The sequence below is a fragment of the Halalkalibacter flavus genome, from assembly GCF_036663575.1.
Classification (GTDB): Bacteria; Bacillota; Bacilli; order Bacillales; family Bacillaceae_D; genus Halalkalibacter; species Halalkalibacter flavus.
On record NZ_JAWRVK010000018.1, the window covers coordinates 16,883 to 34,949 of the forward strand.

Here is an 18,067-nt window from a genome sequence, read left to right on the forward strand (position 1 = left end):
GTCACTTTCACCTCATACGGTTGGTATTAGCCTTACTGTTCTAGTACTTGATAAATTTTCTCAATAGCCCAATCTAGATCTTCCTTACTGATGACTAATGGCGGTGCAAAGCGAATAACGGTTTCATGTGTTTCCTTACATAAAAGTCCTTCTTCCTTCAGTTGTTCACAATACGTCCGAGCTGGTTCTGTCAGCTCTACTCCTACAAATAACCCTCTTCCACGAACCTCTTTAATAATTGGGTTTCTAATGGCTTTTAATTTTTCTAATAAATAGTTTCCTAATTCATTCGAACGTTCAATTAGCTTTTCTTCCTCGAGTACATCAAGTGCAGCAATGGAGACAGCACAAGCTAGCGGATTACCTCCAAATGTAGATCCATGAGAACCTGGTTCAAATACACCAAGAATCTCACGATCCGCACAAACAACAGAAATTGGGAAGACCCCTCCTCCGAGCGCTTTTCCTAGAATGTACATATCTGGTTTTACATCTTCCCAATCACACGCAAACCATTTCCCTGAACGACCTAAGCCTGCTTGAATTTCATCAGCAATGAATAAAACCCTTTCTTGCTTGCATAGTTCATACGCTTCTTTTAAGAATCCTTGTTTTGGAATTCTAATACCTGCTTCTCCTTGGATTGGTTCTAATAAAAAAGCAGCCGTGTTAGCGTTTATCGCCTTTTTCAAAGCCTCTATATTACCATATGGAATAATTTTGATACCCGGAAGCATCGGACCAAAACCCTGCTTGTATTCAGAATTAGAAGACAGAGAGACTGCCGTCATCGTCCGTCCATGAAAGTTATCTTCACAAACGATGATTTCAGCTTGATTCTCTAAAACCCCCTTTACCTGATAAGCCCAACGACGCGCTGCTTTAATAGCCGTTTCTACTGCCTCAGCACCAGTATTCATTGGTAGCAACATATTCTTCCCTGTTAATCTGGCAACTTTTTCGTAAAAAAGGGCTAATTGATCGTTGTGAAAAGCTCTTGAAGTTAACGTAATTTTATCTGCTTGATCTTTTAAAGCCTGAACAATTTTAGGATGACAATGTCCCTGATTCACCGCAGAATACGCACTTAACATATCAAGATACCTTCTGCCTTCCGGATCTATCACCCAAACACCCTTCGCTTTTGAAATAACGATTGGAAGTGGGTTATAATTTCTCGCACCAAGACTGTCGGTTCTTTTAATAATTGAAGATGTTGATTGTAACATGGTCACTTTAAGTCTCCTCCTTTTATCATGTGCTCGAAATAGCGAGATTAAGATTTGCTACCTTCGAAATGTACTTTTAGATCTTACTTTTGTTAATGCAATTCCTGTGCCAACTTTCAAGATAAGCAAATAGTACTTTTACAAACTACCAAAGCAAAATATTTTTTCTTTTTGTTCATTTTCGCAGTTCAAAAAGAAAAAATATTTGTCCGATCAATCAAACAACCTCTTCAGCATTAGTCCCGCTTTAAAGCAATTACATTGACCTCTCACTTCTTTTCTAATTTTCCTCATACTTGCATTTAATATTTAAGTAGCAAAACTCATGCCATTCTTTCAGTTAATAAGGAATTAGGTTTCTCATAATCTAATAGACAATTATTTTTTCCTTTTTATTTTATATTCGAAAAATAAAGAAAAATTTATTTGCTCTACTAATCTAACTAGTTTAAACTGATAAAAAAACAGACTGGAGGACTAACACATGAACCGAATTGAAAACCTCCCTTTACCCCAGCAAAAAGTCATCTTTGAAACGTTAATTAACGAAGTTGATGTAGGAATTCATGTTATTAATACTTCTGGACAAACGATTATTTACAATAAAAAAATGACGGAAATTGAGTCAATGACAAAAGAAGATGTAGAAAGCAAAAATTTCTTAGACATTTTTATGTTTGAAGATGGGCAAGGAAGTACCTTATTAGATGCTTTATACAAAGAAAAAGAATCTAGACATGTAAAGCAAACGTATTTTAACAATAAAGGAAAAGAAATAACGGCTTTAAACAACACATTCCCTTTGTATGAAGGAAAGAAAGTTATTGGTGCGATTGAGATTTCAAAAGATATCACGAAATTAGAACGGTTAATTAGGAAAAATATGGAGAGTAAAGGAGAAACAAGCTTCACTTTTGATAGTATTATTGGAGTGAGTCCTGTCATTAAAGAAGTTATTGATAATACAAAGCGAGCCACGCGCACTCCTTCTTCCGTGCTAATCGTTGGCGAGACCGGGACAGGGAAAGAGTTATTTGCTCAAAGCATCCATAATGGCAGCGACCGTTCTAATGCGCCTTTCATTTCACAAAATTGTGCGGCCATGCCTGAATCTTTAATTGAAAGTCTTTTATTTGGAACAAAAAAAGGTGCCTATACTGGAGCCATTGAGCGCCCTGGGTTATTTGAAGAAGCCGAAGGAGGCACCCTGTTACTGGATGAAATTAATTCTCTTAGTCCCGTATTACAAGCAAAACTTTTACGAGCTATTCAAGAAAAGCAAGTCCGCCGCATTGGGGATACGGTGGACCGAAAAGTTGATGTCCGGATTATTTCAACCATCAATGAAGATCCGATTGAAGCGATTTCTAATAATCGCCTTCGCAAGGATTTATACTATCGCCTAGGTGTCGTCTCCCTATTTATACCAGCCCTAAGAGAGAGAAAAGAAGATATTCATCCTTTAGTTGATCATTTCATCACCAAATACAACGAACTTTTTCAAATGGATGTTAAAGGTTTAAGTGAAGAAGTCACTCTACTATTAGTTAGCTACGACTGGCCAGGAAATATTCGAGAACTCGAACACGTGATTGAAGGAGCTATGAACTTAATGATAGATGAGGACATGATCGAAGTGCGACATTTGCCTTTCCACTTTCGTCATAAATCACATTCTGTTTCTTTATCTTCTGATATTACAAGTGTCTATGATACTCATAGTTTGAAAACCGAAGATTTAAAAGAACCGCAGCAGCCTTTACGTAATTTAAAAGATTACTTACTAGATGCCGAAAAGATTTACATCAAAAAGGCACTAGAAAGAAATAAATATCATGTGACCAATACAGCTGAAAAATTGGGGTTAAGCCGCCAAACCTTGCAATATCGAATGAAGCGTTTAGACATTAGTGCGAAATAAAAAGATTCGAGGCTGTCATAAAAAGTAAAAAGTCACCTTTTATGACAGCCTCTTCATCTAAAAAAGGAGATGGGCAATACCAACAATGATCGGCAAACTCACTAATGTTCTTAATAAAAAGATGAGAACAAGGTCGATAAATTTTACAGGCAATTTTGAAGCTAGAATTAACCCGCCTATTTCGGACATATAGATTAACTGAGTTACCGATACACAGGCAATGACAAATTTCGTTAAATCGCTTTCAATTCCGCTTCCAATGACAGCTGGTAAGAACATATCCGCAAAACCGACTACCATTGTTTGTGCTGCCACATGAGCTTCAGGCACTTGCAGCAACATGAGAATGGGAACAAATGGAGCACCTAATATGGCAAAGAGCGAAGTATGCTCTGCTAGAATCAGCGCTATAGTTCCGATCGCCATAATAACAGGAATGACGGCAAACCACATATCTAATACGTTTTTCATCCCGCCAATTAACGTTTCCTTTACACTGTTATTTTGCGCTCTTTCCAAAGCTTTTGTTAAACCATATGAAAAAGCTTTTTGTCCCTTTAATGCGTTCTCATCAAATCGCTCTTCATTTTCGACGATGTACGTATCAGGCTTTCGTGATAAAGGCGGAATTCTCGGGAGAATAATCGCTGCCACTAGACCAGCCAGTACAATCGTAAAATAGTATGGTACGAATAGGTGCTCTAAATCCATATAGGTTAAGATAACGATACTAAACGTGATCGAAACAACGGAGAAGGTTGTACTAATGACTGCGGCCTCTCTTTTCGTATAAAAACCATCTTCATATTGTTTGTTCGTTAGCAACACCCCGATAGTTCCGTCTCCCATCCACGAAGCTAAACAATCAATCGATGAACGTCCTGGTAAAGTAAACACAGGTCTCATCACCTTGTTTAATAAGACACCAAATAGTTCCAACAAACCGAAGTTTAATAACAACGGAAGGAATAACCCCGCAAATAAGAAGATGGTAAAAAGTAAAGGGAGAAGATCGAATAACAATAATCCACCTGTGTCTCCCGACCAGACCGCTTCAGGTCCCATTTGCAGTAAGGTCATCGTTGCAAAAGTAAATCCAAGCACCCTTACGAACAGCCACAAAGGATGGACAAGGAACAGACTTTTTAAGAATCCATTCCTCATAATCAGGATCGGCTTGGAGATAGTTGCCGCAAGGGAAAAGATAACAACGATTGCTAGCATGATCGTTAATATGCCTGGCAAATGATCAATAATCATTCCCTCTAAGTGCTTAGCCATAAATGCTACTGGAATGGTGATGGAACCCTCTTTTGAAATCGGCACCATAAATAACCCTATTCCAATTAATGATGGAATTAGAAACAGTAAATAGTCGCTTAACCCTCTACTCTTCTTTTCTTCCTTCTTTTTTAGTTGTATTTCTTCTGCTGCCATTTAACGCCCCCCTTTGTCCGATAAATTCACATTCGTTAGAGCAGCTTCTTCCCTAATAGAGAGGTCACTAACGCCACGGCTACATTCGCTGTTTGATTCTTATTATCAAGAATAGGATTTATTTCAACAAATTCTGCCGATGTGATTAATTCCGATTCAGCTAGCATTTCAAGCGCTAAATGGCTTTCACGGTATGTAATTCCTCCAAGTACAGGTGTTCCTACTCCAGGTGCATCCAAGGGATCGATTCCATCTAAGTCAAAGCTTAAATGAACCCCATCTGTTCGGTTAGCTAGGTACTCAATTGTTTCTTCAATGACTCTAGTCATGCCCATTCTGTCGATTTCATGCATCGTGTAAACCTTTATCCCTTGTTCCTTAATGAGTGTACGTTCTCCTTCATCAATCGAACGTGCACCAATGATCACAATATTTTCTGGTTTCACTTTCGGTGTAATCTTTCCTATATTTATCAATTTTTCATGTCCAATTCCTATGTTTACAGCTAACGGCATCCCATGAATATTGCCAGATGGAGAGGTTTCAACTGTATTTAAATCAGGATGAGCATCATACCAAATAACACCAAGATTTTGATAGCTTTTTCTAATAGCGGCAATAGAACCAATACTAATGCTATGGTCACCACCTAGAATAAGCGGGAAGCTGTGCTCGGCTTCTATTTCTTCGACACCACTGCACAATTCTTCACTTACTTTGATCACTTCATCTAAATTCCTCAATTGTCCCTCCTTTAATTCATTGTTCGCTGGGCGATTAATGTTAATATCCCCATAATCCTTAACCTCGTAACCTAATGATTCAATTTCTTCAATTAAGCCAGCGTATCTCATGGCACTTGGCCCCATATCGACCCCACGGCGCTTTTGTCCTAAATCCATTGGGACACCTATAATAGAAACTTTTTTAAATTTGTTCATGATCATTACTCCTCTCAGTATAGAAAAACGATTATGTCTAACATTTCAATTGCAAAAATTGTGCCAATTACTAATATACAAAAAACTTCGAATCTACCGTTTGAAATATTCCAGTTATCTAGAATATTTTCTTTTTGCCAAAAATTCTGTCAGGTAGAAAGAAAAATTTTTTTGCGTTAAATGCTAGACATATAGAAGGAGACAGTTACCTTTAATCAATATTTCATTCTCATTCATTATAACTCTATCTGAAGCAACAAAATTAGTACGGCCAAAAATTTCATCACACATTACTTTTAGATATGTAAATATAAAACTACTAAGTCCATTATAGCAAATATTTCAAATAAGCTTGTCCATAAAATAAAAAGGATTTGTAATAATTCCAGAGTAGCTAAATTAATTATAATATAACGAAATAACGCCTCCTCAACGTGATATGCTCCCCTTAAGGTAGACAGGTTAAAAAATAAAAATCTGACTACTAACAAGCGGAGGATTTTTGTGTCTAAAAGAGCTTTCACTCCGGAGTATAAGTTGGAAGTATTAAAAGCGTTGGAAGAGGGTAAATATTCTTTAGCTGAAATTGTTAAAGGTGTATGAATCAACAATTAGAGAATAGGTATATAAATTTGATAAATATGGTACAGAAGGTTTGAAAGAATCCTCCACTCGGAAACCATACACTCGGGAACTAAAACAATCTGCCATAAGTGACTATCTTTCTGGTAATTATTCTTTGCGTGAGGTTGCCAGAAAGTATGAACTAACAAATGAATCTGTCCTCAAACTGTGGATTAATAAGTATAATAGTCAAAGAGAAATAAAGGATACGTCAAAAGGAAGGACAAGCACTATAACTAAAGGGAGTGAAGCTACTTGGAATGAACTTTTGTTAAGATGAAGAAAGAAAACTATGGTTCATAGAAATATAAAAAAATTTTCAAATTTCATTTATACCAAACACAGCACTACACTACATTTAAGCGAAAAACTTTACAGTCTTTATACAAACTAACATCTTATAACCAATCGTTCCTCAACAATCTTTGCCCTTTTCATATAGAAGGACCCTTTCCTTATTTCAGAAAAGCGCCCGATTGTGGAAGATCAATAATATTTTTAAAGGTTGTTAAAGCCACTCGTGCTTATTGAACGATAGCTCTCTTTAGTTCAAAGAAAGAGCTATGTAAACAGCTCTCGCCCCTCAACAAACGTCACCTTTTTGAAGAAAAATGGATTACTCTTCTCTTACCAAAACTTCTTCAAGGTTTTATTTTTATCATGAAAAGCTAAGTTTACAGCTAAGGCACCTAAAATAGATGCCATGAACCAGCGTTGAATCTGAACCAAAAAGGGGCTTCTTCTAACTCCCACCGTGACCTACCCAGTTAATTTATGTTCTAATATGGTGCACATATCTACATCCCCTTTTATATTTTCTTATAACCGTTAGGAAAGCGAGAAAACCATTTCCAAGCAGTTTCAATCATTTCTTCTAATGAGTACTTAGGCTTCCATCCTAATTCTTTAGATACCTTTTCTGACGAGGAGATCAATTTACCCGGGTCACCTTTACGTTTTTCCTTATATAGTATAGTTGCTTTTTTACCAGTAACCTCTTCACATTTCTGAATTACTTCTTTTACCGAATACCCTTGTTCATTACCAACATTATAAATTTTATTTTTAACATTCCCTTGTTGAAGGCTTTCAAGAGCTAATATATGTGCATTAATTAAATCAGTAACGTGGATATAATCACGAACACAAGTACCATCCACCGTATCATAATTATCGCCAAAAACAGTAATATGTTCCGACCTGCCAAGTAAGTGAAAGAGTATATTTGGAATTAAATGTGTTTCAGGGTGATGGTCTTCACCAATTCTTTCAAGATGATCTGCCCCCGCTACGTTAAAATAGCGTAAAATTATATAGTTTAATCTATAAGCAATAGAAAAATCTTTAATAATTTGCTCAATCATTAATTTTGAATGACCGTATGGATTAATTGGGACTGTTGGAGTTGATTCATTTATTTTTTCTACATCAGGATTTCCATAAACTGCACAAGTTGAGGAAAAAATTAAGTTGGTAACCTGATGCATTTTCATCAATTTGAGTAATGATATCGTTCCGGCTACATTATTTTCATAGTACTTCAAAGGTTCCATTATTGATTCTCCAACATAACAATTGGCAGCAAAATGGATGACACCCGATATTGGATAATTCTCAAATATATTCGTTAACACATTTGCATCTTTGATATCACCTTTTTTAAAAATGGCTCTCTTATCAACGGCTTCACTATGTCCTGTAGAAAGATTATCTAAAACAACCACATCTTGATTATGATCAAGTAAACATTTCACTGCATGACTACCTATATACCCAGCTCCACCTACTACTAATATCATAGTTCCCCTCCAAAATATCTTTTGTTCCATAATATTCAAGTATCATTTTTAGTGACTGGGATAAAACCGTGTCAAAGGTATCCGGAATACATACATTATCTTAAGCAATACATTGAGGGGAGAGTTTCTATGTTAGTTTCAATCGTTATGGCCGTTCATAATGGAGAGCAGTATTTGAGAGATGCAATTAAAGGAATCTTGGCACAAACCTATAGCAATATCGAAGTTATTATTGTTAATGATGGTTCTTTTGACAAAACAAAAGAGATTTTAGATAGAATAACTGATAAGCGAGTACACGTTATACATTTACAAACAAATAAAGGAGCAGCTAATGCCCTTAACCTTGGAATTGCTCATGCAAAAGGGGAATGGGTTGCTATCCATGATGCTGATGATATTAGCTTTCCTGAGCGAATTGAAGAGCAAGTAAAATATATTAAAAATAATAACAATCTAGTAGCAGTAGGCTCATTTATAGAGTGTATTGACAAAAAAAATAGAAAACGAACAAGAACTCTAGGTAGAAACAAGTTTACTACTCATGAAGAAATTCGATCCTTACTCTATACTGGTTGTCCTCTAACTCATGGTTCAGTAACCTTTTCCAAATCAGCTTTTTATGAAGCTGGGAAATATAATCCCAACTATAAAATTGCATATGACTATGAGTTATGGTGCCGTCTTATTAATATAGGGACAATTGAAAATATCCCAAAAGTTTTATACAAGTATAGAATTTATGAAGAGTCATTATCTCACAGGAACGACGAATTAACTTCAATTGAATTATTCACTTCTTTTTCAAAATTCCTTAAAACGAATAATTTTTCTCATACAAGGAAACGTCCATCCTTTATCTTAGTTGGAACGGAAAATGGGTGTAATACATTTATTTCAGTCACAAATAAGAATATGAAGGTTAAAAAAACTATTCCAATTAACAAAAAAAATGCAAGTTCTAAAGCTATTGAATCTTTTAAACAATTAAATGTAGATGGAGTAATCGTACTAGGAAAGCCAAAAGATAAGATAGACTTATTAAACGACTTAATAAGTGCTGGTATGAAAAAAAACGAAAATCTATTTGATTTTTGGAGTGGAATTTAGCAGAAAATCTAAATCCATTCAAAACTTTCGAGGGTGTCTTCAAAGTTGGGAGAAGCTTGAGACACCCTTTATTTGAGGGAATATAGAAGGTATTAAATACCTATTACACAATCCGTTGACATTAATCAATTTTGTGGAAGTTTCCATAATCAATCACAATGATCTCCATCTCTTCAGAAAGAGCTAAATTTTCTCTCCACATATCTTTAGGATTAATTCCATTTTCGATGAATTCCTTTTTCAATTGTCTTAACTTCTTCTTATATTTTGAATCAACAGGAGTATTAGTATCCACTTTATTCATAATAATCCAGCCTTCTCCATGTTCTTTTACAGGACAAAGATTATTCCGTAACTGCCGAGGGCAGTTCGTATACATATCAAATTCTGTTTTATTGTTTTCAACTCCCCAATTAGTTATAGCTACTTTTAATACATAGCCATTATTTAAATCGTACACAATTCTATGTTTACCATTGCCTATAACTTTATAGTTTAACTTTAACCTTCTTTTACACTTAGAAATCTTCTCTTCTAGGCTTAAGTCCTTATATCTTTTCATTTTTGACATCCACAAGTGAATAGACTTAATTTCTCTTTCCGAGATAATGTTGCTTTTATCCAAGCTCATATGAGAAACCACCTTATCTTTGTATACCTTACCTTAGTTAACAAAGACATTTGAAAATATTCTCCTTTCAACTACTAATAAACTCCTGCTAATTTTAATGTCTTCTTTAGTTTTTTCATTTTTATATCGATATCGATAAAACAACCCGGTACATCAACATATTCAGGTGATCGTTCTCCCTCTCCAATTAAGAAATAGTAATCTAAATCTAAATGGTTACTTAGTATCCAATATAACGGTGCTACCCATGCTGGTGAAAATATTTCAATCACTTTCGTATTTGGTTGACAAAATACAAGATTTGTTAACCCACCACCATGTGCACCAACTATAACCTTTGCCTGGAAAAATACACGTGCTTGCTCTTTAACAGATAATTCCTCTAATTTTACAGTTTTAAAGCCTAGTTCTTTCAAAAACTCTTGTACTTTTAAATCATTTACTACTTTCCTGTGTCTAGCATTTTGTCTTGTTATATAAATTAATTCATTTTCTGAATGATTTAGGTTTGAGGTGTCACTATCTAAAAAGCTTTTTCTTAAAAAATCACAAGTCCATTTTGGCATTTGACCTTTATACCCAGCTAAAGATGAAACAACTAAATTAGAAGCTCTTAGATGAAAGTTTTTATCAGCTTCAATTATTTTTTCAGAATTTATTCCTAATAAATTCAGTGTCTCATCCTGAAAAGCTTGTTTTGGACCGTTACGGTTAATAACATACTTATCGACTTCAATGCCTTTTAGTGCCATTAAATGAATACGTGGTAAAATGTCAAACATCCAATGATAATAATACTGGCTTGCACAGAAAGTGAGAGCTGCTACTTTCCCATCAGTTTCTTTCATTTGAGGTAAACGATCCACGTTTAAAAGAGGGTGTTTATTAGGTTCAACCGTTAAATACGGACCATAATGAATAGAAATATCCCATAATAGTTTATTGTTTTCTGTAACGATATGACAGCCTTCTACCACTCGCCCCATCGGTATTTCAGCTACAAATTCCTTAGAAGGTGTATTATAGTATGCTCTATTAAACTCCCACGGAATACTAGAATAAATACTTTTTGGCAGTGAACGTTTTGACGAATGATCAAACTTAAATTCTGAATATTGGGTTGTTTTAATATTTTCATTCCTCTGAGAACAATACTCTTTTGTTGAAAAATAATATCCAGTTGGTGGAGGAAAATGCTCTATATCAATTTTCATTGTTATTACCTCCAGATAAATTTATTTTTTCAAACTATGAATTGCCAAGTTATTCATTTGAAAAGGATCCGGAAATTGATCTTGTAATAAATGAGAATGTCTATACTTCCCTCTTAGTTTCTTATCTATAAATTCTCCACTTTGATAATAGTTATAGTCCCAATCCTTTGCTGCTACATTCTTATTTTCATCAAGCTGCAGCTCTTCTTGGTATTCTAATATTAGATCATTTAATAATTCTTTTTCTTCTGGTATAAGTTTATTTATTTTATCTATTAAATGGGAATTATAATCAGTAAAGTTAAAGCAGCAAAGTTTTTGCCCATTAAATAAATACTTGTTTGAACTGTTCTTATAAATTCTTCTTTCATCTAAATTCCAAAAAGCAACATTATAACCAGGGTGATCTAAAGAATAAATTGGATAATAACATGGTGCAAAATCCAACCATTTTTGATCTAAAAATAGCCCTTTATTATGATCTATATAACAAGACCTATTACATCTTCTCTCCCACCATGAGAGAAATTCCTTTGCTTTTTGATGCCGCTTTACTGCAAGAAAGCTAGAATTAAATAAACCGTACTTATTATGCCACTTAGGTAAATCCTCATTTATATCCTCAGGAAAGTAGATAAGATGTGGTGTAAAAATGATAGGGTGTTGTTTTAGTAATTTAATTAAATCATTAAAAGATTCATATACCTTCATCTCGCTATTCATGAAAATAAAGTAGTCTTCTTTAGGATATTCACTCAGTAAGTATTTCATTAACTGTGGTTTGCAAGCCAAAGTACCTTCATACATGTCATACTGAAAAATAAATTTATAAAAGTTTTCAAACCCTAAATCCTTTGCTAATACAATTTCATCAAAGAAATGACACTTATGAAACTCCTGTGGAATAGCTTCTTCAATTAAGCAGACAACAACTTTACAATTATTCATGTGTTTCTTTATTGATTGTGCCAGTATTCTCGTTTTATGCAAATGGCTAGCTATAGCCACAGTTCCTATTATCATTAAATCTCCCCCCATGCCTTGTTAGTTCATGTAATTAAAATAAAATAATTAAGATAAAAACAGGAAAAGATCATACATTACTGAGTTATATTCCAAATGACAAAAAAATTCCGGTTCGATTTCATACCGTTGCTTTTAAAATAGCTTTTAGCTTCATAAGCTTTATCATGGTCAAGAATAATTAAGCCGTCTATTTTTTTTTTATTAAATAAAGAGTAAGCTTCTCTTACATCACTAAACTTGTCATGAATAATATGTTTAAAAGAGCAAATTTTTTTCGGTACTTTTGACTTAATTCTTTTTTTGAAATTTTTATAAGCTTTTTCTGTTCCAAAAACAAGGATAGTTGGAGAGTACCCAAGTTCTAACTTAAGAGATCGGCAAATATTTATAGTTGATATTAAGATAACTTCATTACAAGTTGCTTTAACATCTGAGCGAGAGACTGAATGTTCATTAAAGCGAAATTGATATAATTTTTTAGGTAGCTTTTCAATTGGTAAGATTTTTGACATTTGAATCCATAAATCGTAATCATGTCCTATCTTGTACTTTGCATTATACCCACCCACTTTATTAAAGATTGCTTTTGAGAAGATTACCGATCCATGACAAATAGGACAGCCATAATAAAGAGCTTTTTTCACTTTTTCACTTGTATTAAAACGATTGTAAATTTCTTCTTCAAATTGAATTTTCTCTTCTGAAATAGGTGATGCCCCTGGAATACACTCAATCAAGGAACTCACGGCTGAAATGTTTGGATGCTCTTTTATAAATCTTACACATTCTTCAAGACGGTTAGGCAAACTAACATCATCTGCATCTTGAACTGCAATCCAATCTCCAGTAGCATTTTCAACACCAATATTTCTTGCTTTTGCAACTCCTGAATTTTTTGACAAATTAATAATATTAATTCTACTGTCCTGAAATTGTTCAAGAATAGATGTTGTATTATCAGTTGAACCGTCGTTTACAATTATAAATTCAAGGTTCTTATAGGTTTGATTTAGTATACTTGTAATAGCTTCTGCAACATAATTTTCTTCATTGTATACTGCCATAACAACTGATATAAGCATATTTGAGCCTCCTAATAAAGAATATACATCTATCGGTATTTTTAGGAGCAAGTATGAAAATTGTTTTTCTACAGTCCCAATAATTCACCAATTATGTCACCTCAAAAGTTTTGCACTGATAATTGTAGTCTATTGTCATTAGTAAGGGTTTGACACAAATTTCTTTGATTTTAAATTAGAAAAAAGAGGATAACCATTTAAAACATGTTTTAATATGATTATCCTCTTTTTTTCATCCATTTATTTAATTGCTCCTGATCAACTTTTTTTACTTGTTCTATAAATGAATCAAATAATTTTAATTTTTTCAGCCCTTCAAATAAGTCAATCGGGTATCGGTGTTTCTTTCTAAATGAATACACATGATCTATCACCTTAATTTCACCTTTTTTATTCATAAGCAAATGACGTAGTTTTGCATCAATCCTTGTAAATCCAATTTCCTCCATTACCGTAAAAATACGAATAAGCTGTTTAGCAATATCTTCTGGAAACGTGTTAAATTGTTGAAGATAATCATCCAACGACTTGCCTTCGATGTATTCCATGACGATATAGTTTGAACCTACTTCATAAACTTTTGGAACAATATTAAAATCCTGTGCTGAGATTAATGCTCTTTTTTCGCGCCTACAATATTTTTCTTCTACATATATTTTGACACAACGATTTTCAGATAATTTAAAAACAGCCCCCTGGCGCCCTTTACCGATTAACTTATATTCTGTCGGATTATTGATATGTGTGGATTTTCCAGACCTTTTTACAGTAATAGTTTGAAATTCGTTCACAATATAATCTCTCCTTTTTATAATAAGATATATATTAACTTGTCTATCGGACACGGCATTCTTCTTATAAGAAAGACATTATTTTTAAAAATACATAATACCTCTATTTCATGCATTATGTTTTTATTGAGTTATAATTAATTTCTTAGTTCAAACGAAAAACGCCCTTCATAACAACAAGGACGTTTAATTGATGTATTAATTATTTTTATTGTTTTTCCGGTAAGCATCTATAGTCATTATCAATCCCTCTTCTAATTGTACCTTTGGTTCCCATCCTAACAATCGCTTTGCTTTTTCGATGTTAGGACGTCTTTTTTTAGGATCATCCACTGGGAGCGATTTAAATATAATATTACTTGAACTTTTTGCTAACTTTTTGATCAGATGAGCAATCTCTACTATCGAAAGCTCATTCGGATTTCCAATATTAATAATTTCTCCATTTGCTTCTTCTTTTTCCATCATTAACTGTAGAGCATTTACATTGTCGGATATATAACAAAATGATCGAGTTTGTTTTCCATCACCATATACCGTTATATCCTCATTATTAATAGCCTGTGTGACAAAATTAGAGATGACTCTTCCATCATCATTTCTTAATCCAAATGAATACGTATTAAAAATTCTAGCTACTTTTACCTTCACTCCATATAAGCTATAGTACAAATAGCATAATACCTCTCCTAAACGTTTTGATTCATCATAACATGCTCTTGGACCCCACGTATTTACTGACCCGCAATATTGCTCAGTCTGAGGATGTTCTTCCGGGTCCCCATATACTTCACTTGTACTAGTATAAACCATCTTGGCGGAGTTTCTTTTAGATAATTTCAACATGTTTTCTGTTCCTAATGTATTTACTTTAATGGTTTCAAAAGGAGTTGCTTGATAGAATTTAGGGGAAGCGGGGGAAGCCAAATGATAAATTTCTTTTGTATTTACCAATTCATTCATCTCAAATATTTCTGGAGAACACACATCTGTACACAAATACAGAAAATTGGGGTGATTCATAATACTGTCCAAATTCTCAACTTTACCAGTTGACAAGTTATCTAAGCCAACTATTGAATAACCTTTTTCGAGAAGGTCCTTTGCTAAATAAGACCCTAGAAATCCAGCAACACCCGTAATTAGCGTATTTTTTTTCACTGTTAGCCACCTCATAAAAAGTCCGTTAATACTATCTAATTTATGGCTATATATATTAAGTGACACTGATTGTCATTTTTTTAATTAATTTAACTAGTAATCTATTTTGCATAGGTAATCTTTAATAAATACACCTTACACGTAATTGGATTAGCGTCTATTTAATTTGTTAATGTTATTTCCTTGTTACTAAGAAACTAGGCGTATTTCCGTGTCATATTCGCCCTGTTATTAATACGTTAATAAGAGGTTTATAGTAAATATAAAGAAATTTGGTGATAAATAATGAACGTATTAGTAATTGGCATGGGGTATGTAGGGACAACACTTTCTTTGGTATTAGCCAAAAGTGGTCATCAAGTGACTGGGCTTGACCTAGATCTACAAAAGGTTTCTGCACTTAATCAAGGGAACATATATTTTCATGAACCAGGATTACAGGAATTGTTAGATGAACTTACTTCAACCGATCGCCTTTCTTTTACAACGGATGTACAGAAAAGTATTCATGATAATGATGTAGTTTTTATTTGTGTTGGTACTCCTTCTAATGAAGATGGTAGTGCGAATCTCCAATATATTAAAAGTGCTGCAACGATGATCGGTGAAAATATTAACGATTATAAAGTAGTAATCATTAAGAGTACAGTTCCAGTCGGCACAAATGAAACATTCGAGTCTTGGATCCAAGAAGCTAATACTACGGAATTTAAGGTCGACGTGGTTTCTAATCCAGAGTTTTTACGAGAGGGAAATGCACTCTATGACTCCCTAAATCCTGATCGAGTTGTTATTGGAAGTTCAAGCGAACGTGCAACAGCTATCGTAAAGCAATTATATTATGATGTAGATTGTCCAATTCTTGTCACTTCACGCAAAGGAGCAGAATTAATTAAATACACAGCGAATGCCTTTCTTGCACTAAAAATATCATTTATAAACGAAATAGCAAAATTATGCGATACAATTGGAGTTAATATACAAGATATCTCAAATGGAATTGGTACCGACCATCGTATAGGATCTCATTTTTTAAATGCTAGCCTAGGCTATGGAGGTTCGTGCTTTCCAAAAGATGTCTCCGCACTTTTATCCACTGCAGCAAAATACAATGTTCCGTTAAATATCATGAAAGAAGTAGTAGCTGTAAATCAAATTCAGCCTAAATATCTTCTGTCCCAAATAAAACAACAGTTAGGTAATTTAACAAACAAAAAAATGGCTCTTTTAGGTTTATCGTTTAAACCACATACAGATGACATACGAGAATCTCCCGCTCTTAGAATGATTGATTTATTAGCAAAGGAACAAGCAATTATTCATGTTCATGATCCTGTAGTAAAGCTTTCTTCAAATAAAATAAACCAATTTAATACACCGGAAGAAGCAGCTGAAAACGCTGACGCTATTGTTATATGCACTGAATGGCCCCAATACAAACAATTGCCTTGGGGAGAAATAAAAAGGAAGATGAATATTCCATATATTTTTGATGGGAGAAATATGTTGGATAGTAAACAATTAAAGCAGATTGGTTTTCGTTATCGTGGTATTGGATATTCATAATTAATTTAAAGAACCTTGAATTTTAGAAAAGTAAAATTTGTCCTCTTTTGGACACTTAAAAAAATAGTTTGGACTAGAAAAGACAACAACTTGCTGCAGTTTCAGAAACAGCAGCAAGTTATTTTGATCATGCAATTTAAACAAACAAAAAAAAGAACAAGCCTAAGCCTGCTGCAATCGGTTGAAATATGCTTTTTAATTAATTTTGCAACCACCATCAGCTTTTCTAGTCCAAAACTTACTTATCAAAAAAACATCAAGGCCTTCACTCATTCAATTATTATGGGCCGACTAGCAAATATTCTATTAAAAATAGAATAAAATCTTTCAACCTATCGTACTTTAAACTAATATTCAAATCACATTTCCAGTTCAGCAGACCGTCAGATTCATATAAAAGGACATTACAGAATATATTAATAACTTGAACTATGCTGGAGGCTGTCTGGTTCAGAGCGTCTGGAGTTATTAAATCAAGGTACGAGCAATACGTATCATTGAGCCCTGACAAAGTAGATAAATTTGGAGTTCCAAAATTAGAAAGTTCTCTTATAGTCCAAAAGATAATGAAAAATACAACAGATGATCGATGGAATTAAAAAGGTATCGGTCGATTCAAAAGGCTTGGTACGATCACTTTGTTTACTTGGCCAGGCTTTGTGTGCCATGGTATTTGTACTTGCCGAATGGGGACATTCCGCAACTAATCCAAATGATCAAATTCATAGGATCCAGGGACTCTTTGTAGCTGACAACAATATAATACCGACAAGCGGTGCGGCAAACAATTCTGAAACAACTGTCGTTTTAGTGATTCGAACTGCTGATGAATAAATAATTCTAATTGATGAAAACGTTTTGAATGGTGAATCGGAGGGGCTTACCTAATAAATATTGAAGATGTAATCATAGTGGTTATCGTGCTTTTCCCCGTACTTATCAGCTACTCGTGATGCAGGTTCTCCATTAATATCTCAAACTGTCACAAGCTCTACACCGAGGCATCTATGTTACTTCAAAATGGAGCAAATCCAAAGGCTGTTGCCGAACGACTTGGACATGATGTTCGAACATTAATGGAAACATATGCTCACATTATGCCAAACATCCAAGAGGAACTTGCAGCCGACTTCGGTTCAACTTTTTATAGGAAAGAAAAACCCAAAAAACGAAATGCAAAATAATGTGATCAAAATGTGATCAAACGCCACATCTCTCTTCTTTAACCACAAAAAAACGCGCCCCTCAGATCCTGAGAACACGCGTCATTACTGACTTTTTAGTGAATGACCCGTACTGGGATCGAACCAGTGACCTCCACCCTGTCAAGGTGGCGCTCTCCCAGCTGAGCTAACGGATCAAGATAATAATGTATCGACATCTATTAATATACTTAATTACTAGGAAGTTGTCAATACTATTTTGGCGCGCCTAGTAGGACTCGAACCTACAACGCAAGAACCGGAATCTTGAATGATATCCCTTTCACCATAGGCGCACATATCGCAAGCGACATATTCTAATATAACTCAAGA

At 34.3% G+C, this 18,067-nt stretch carries 16 protein-coding genes and 2 tRNA genes; 6 read left to right on the forward strand and 12 right to left on the reverse strand.

What is annotated here, in order from left to right; genetic code table 11:
* Positions 1-32 precede the first annotated feature (32 nt).
* On the reverse strand, positions 33-1,229 hold the full coding sequence (locus tag SAY88_RS13150; RefSeq protein ID WP_431308872.1) for an ornithine--oxo-acid transaminase: 1,197 nt from the start codon (positions 1,227-1,229) through the stop codon (positions 33-35).
* A 484-nt stretch (positions 1,230-1,713) separates the two neighbouring features.
* Here SAY88_RS13150 and SAY88_RS13155 point away from each other — a divergent pair, with 484 nt between their 5' ends.
* On the forward strand, positions 1,714-3,150 hold the full coding sequence (locus tag SAY88_RS13155) for a sigma-54 interaction domain-containing protein (protein WP_332632281.1): 1,437 nt from the start codon (positions 1,714-1,716) through the stop codon (positions 3,148-3,150).
* Positions 3,151-3,207: 57 nt separating this feature from the next.
* Here the strand turns inward: SAY88_RS13155 and SAY88_RS13160 are convergent, their stop codons facing one another.
* Complete coding sequence (locus tag SAY88_RS13160; RefSeq protein ID WP_332632282.1) at positions 3,208-4,587, reverse strand: YjiH family protein; 1,380 nt, start codon at positions 4,585-4,587, stop codon at positions 3,208-3,210.
* A gap of 35 nt (positions 4,588-4,622) precedes the next feature.
* Positions 4,623-5,528, reverse strand: a complete 906-nt coding sequence (gene rocF / locus SAY88_RS13165) for an arginase (protein WP_332632283.1) — start codon at positions 5,526-5,528, stop codon at positions 4,623-4,625.
* A gap of 655 nt (positions 5,529-6,183) precedes the next feature.
* Here rocF and SAY88_RS26010 point away from each other — a divergent pair.
* On the forward strand, positions 6,184-6,432 hold the full coding sequence (locus tag SAY88_RS26010) for a transposase (protein ID WP_431308871.1): 249 nt from the start codon (positions 6,184-6,186) through the stop codon (positions 6,430-6,432).
* Between the two features lie 529 nt (positions 6,433-6,961).
* On the opposite strand, the gene galE is transcribed toward SAY88_RS26010, so the two are convergent.
* Positions 6,962-7,951, reverse strand: a complete 990-nt coding sequence (galE, locus tag SAY88_RS13170; RefSeq protein ID WP_332632284.1) for a UDP-glucose 4-epimerase GalE — start codon at positions 7,949-7,951, stop codon at positions 6,962-6,964.
* A gap of 129 nt (positions 7,952-8,080) precedes the next feature.
* On the opposite strand from galE, the gene SAY88_RS13175 reads away from it, so the two are divergent.
* Positions 8,081-9,061: a glycosyltransferase family 2 protein gene (locus SAY88_RS13175; RefSeq protein ID WP_332632285.1), complete on the forward strand. Its 981-nt coding sequence runs from the start codon at positions 8,081-8,083 to the stop codon at positions 9,059-9,061.
* Positions 9,062-9,182: 121 nt separating this feature from the next.
* On the opposite strand, the gene SAY88_RS13180 is transcribed toward SAY88_RS13175, so the two are convergent.
* The 6 genes from SAY88_RS13180 to SAY88_RS13205 form a co-directional block, all read right to left on the reverse strand.
* Positions 9,183-9,692 carry a hypothetical protein gene (locus SAY88_RS13180; protein ID WP_332632286.1) on the reverse strand — a complete coding sequence of 170 codons (510 nt, stop codon included), beginning with the start codon at positions 9,690-9,692 and terminating at the stop codon, positions 9,183-9,185.
* A gap of 74 nt (positions 9,693-9,766) precedes the next feature.
* Positions 9,767-10,906: a glycosyltransferase family 61 protein gene (locus SAY88_RS13185; RefSeq protein ID WP_332632287.1), complete on the reverse strand. Its 1,140-nt coding sequence runs from the start codon at positions 10,904-10,906 to the stop codon at positions 9,767-9,769.
* 21 nt (positions 10,907-10,927) lie between these two features.
* Positions 10,928-11,929, reverse strand: a complete 1,002-nt coding sequence (locus SAY88_RS13190; protein ID WP_332632288.1) for a hypothetical protein — start codon at positions 11,927-11,929, stop codon at positions 10,928-10,930.
* A gap of 77 nt (positions 11,930-12,006) precedes the next feature.
* Positions 12,007-13,014 carry a glycosyltransferase family 2 protein gene (locus SAY88_RS13195; protein WP_332632289.1) on the reverse strand — a complete coding sequence of 336 codons (1,008 nt, stop codon included), beginning with the start codon at positions 13,012-13,014 and terminating at the stop codon, positions 12,007-12,009.
* A 218-nt stretch (positions 13,015-13,232) separates the two neighbouring features.
* Positions 13,233-13,805: an AarF/UbiB family protein gene (locus tag SAY88_RS13200; protein ID WP_332632290.1), complete on the reverse strand. Its 573-nt coding sequence runs from the start codon at positions 13,803-13,805 to the stop codon at positions 13,233-13,235.
* A gap of 198 nt (positions 13,806-14,003) precedes the next feature.
* On the reverse strand, positions 14,004-14,966 hold the full coding sequence (locus SAY88_RS13205) for a GDP-mannose 4,6-dehydratase (RefSeq protein ID WP_332632291.1): 963 nt from the start codon (positions 14,964-14,966) through the stop codon (positions 14,004-14,006).
* Between the two features lie 285 nt (positions 14,967-15,251).
* Between SAY88_RS13205 and SAY88_RS13210 the strand changes: the two genes are divergently transcribed.
* The 3 genes from SAY88_RS13210 to SAY88_RS13220 all read left to right on the forward strand — a co-directional run bounded on the left by SAY88_RS13210 (position 15,252) and on the right by SAY88_RS13220 (position 17,716).
* Positions 15,252-16,532 (forward strand): UDP-glucose dehydrogenase family protein, encoded by a 1,281-nt coding sequence (locus SAY88_RS13210; protein WP_332632292.1) that lies wholly within the window; start codon positions 15,252-15,254, stop codon positions 16,530-16,532.
* 582 nt (positions 16,533-17,114) lie between these two features.
* The gene (locus SAY88_RS13215; RefSeq protein WP_332632293.1) at positions 17,115-17,366 is read left to right on the forward strand and encodes a hypothetical protein; all 252 of its coding nucleotides are present in this window, start codon (positions 17,115-17,117) and stop codon (positions 17,364-17,366) included.
* Between the two features lie 173 nt (positions 17,367-17,539).
* Positions 17,540-17,716, forward strand: a complete 177-nt coding sequence (locus tag SAY88_RS13220) for an integrase (protein ID WP_332632294.1) — start codon at positions 17,540-17,542, stop codon at positions 17,714-17,716.
* A gap of 103 nt (positions 17,717-17,819) precedes the next feature.
* On the opposite strand, the gene SAY88_RS13225 is transcribed toward SAY88_RS13220, so the two are convergent.
* Together SAY88_RS13225 and SAY88_RS13230 are read right to left on the reverse strand one after the other, a co-directional pair.
* Positions 17,820-17,892: transfer RNA gene (locus tag SAY88_RS13225), tRNA-Val, on the reverse strand.
* Between the two features lie 63 nt (positions 17,893-17,955).
* Positions 17,956-18,030: transfer RNA gene (locus tag SAY88_RS13230), tRNA-Arg, on the reverse strand.
* Positions 18,031-18,067 lie beyond the last annotated feature (37 nt).

Bases quoted from the DNA above. Each gene is read 5' to 3' on its own strand.
- SAY88_RS13150 (WP_431308872.1), bottom strand. From the start codon at position 1,229: ATGTTACAATCAACATCTTCAATTATTAAAAGAACCGACAGTCTTGGT.
- SAY88_RS13155 (WP_332632281.1), top strand. From the start codon at position 1,714: ATGAACCGAATTGAAAACCTCCCTTTACCCCAGCAAAAAGTCATCTTT.
- SAY88_RS13160 (WP_332632282.1), bottom strand. From the start codon at position 4,587: ATGGCAGCAGAAGAAATACAACTAAAAAAGAAGGAAGAAAAGAAGAGT.
- rocF (WP_332632283.1), bottom strand. From the start codon at position 5,528: ATGAACAAATTTAAAAAAGTTTCTATTATAGGTGTCCCAATGGATTTA.
- galE (WP_332632284.1), bottom strand. From the start codon at position 7,951: ATGATATTAGTAGTAGGTGGAGCTGGGTATATAGGTAGTCATGCAGTG.
- SAY88_RS13175 (WP_332632285.1), top strand. From the start codon at position 8,081: ATGTTAGTTTCAATCGTTATGGCCGTTCATAATGGAGAGCAGTATTTG.
- SAY88_RS13180 (WP_332632286.1), bottom strand. From the start codon at position 9,692: ATGAGCTTGGATAAAAGCAACATTATCTCGGAAAGAGAAATTAAGTCT.
- SAY88_RS13185 (WP_332632287.1), bottom strand. From the start codon at position 10,906: ATGAAAATTGATATAGAGCATTTTCCTCCACCAACTGGATATTATTTT.
- SAY88_RS13190 (WP_332632288.1), bottom strand. From the start codon at position 11,929: ATGATAATAGGAACTGTGGCTATAGCTAGCCATTTGCATAAAACGAGA.
- SAY88_RS13195 (WP_332632289.1), bottom strand. From the start codon at position 13,014: ATGCTTATATCAGTTGTTATGGCAGTATACAATGAAGAAAATTATGTT.
- SAY88_RS13210 (WP_332632292.1), top strand. From the start codon at position 15,252: ATGAACGTATTAGTAATTGGCATGGGGTATGTAGGGACAACACTTTCT.
- SAY88_RS13215 (WP_332632293.1), top strand. From the start codon at position 17,115: ATGATCGATGGAATTAAAAAGGTATCGGTCGATTCAAAAGGCTTGGTA.
- SAY88_RS13220 (WP_332632294.1), top strand. From the start codon at position 17,540: ATGTTACTTCAAAATGGAGCAAATCCAAAGGCTGTTGCCGAACGACTT.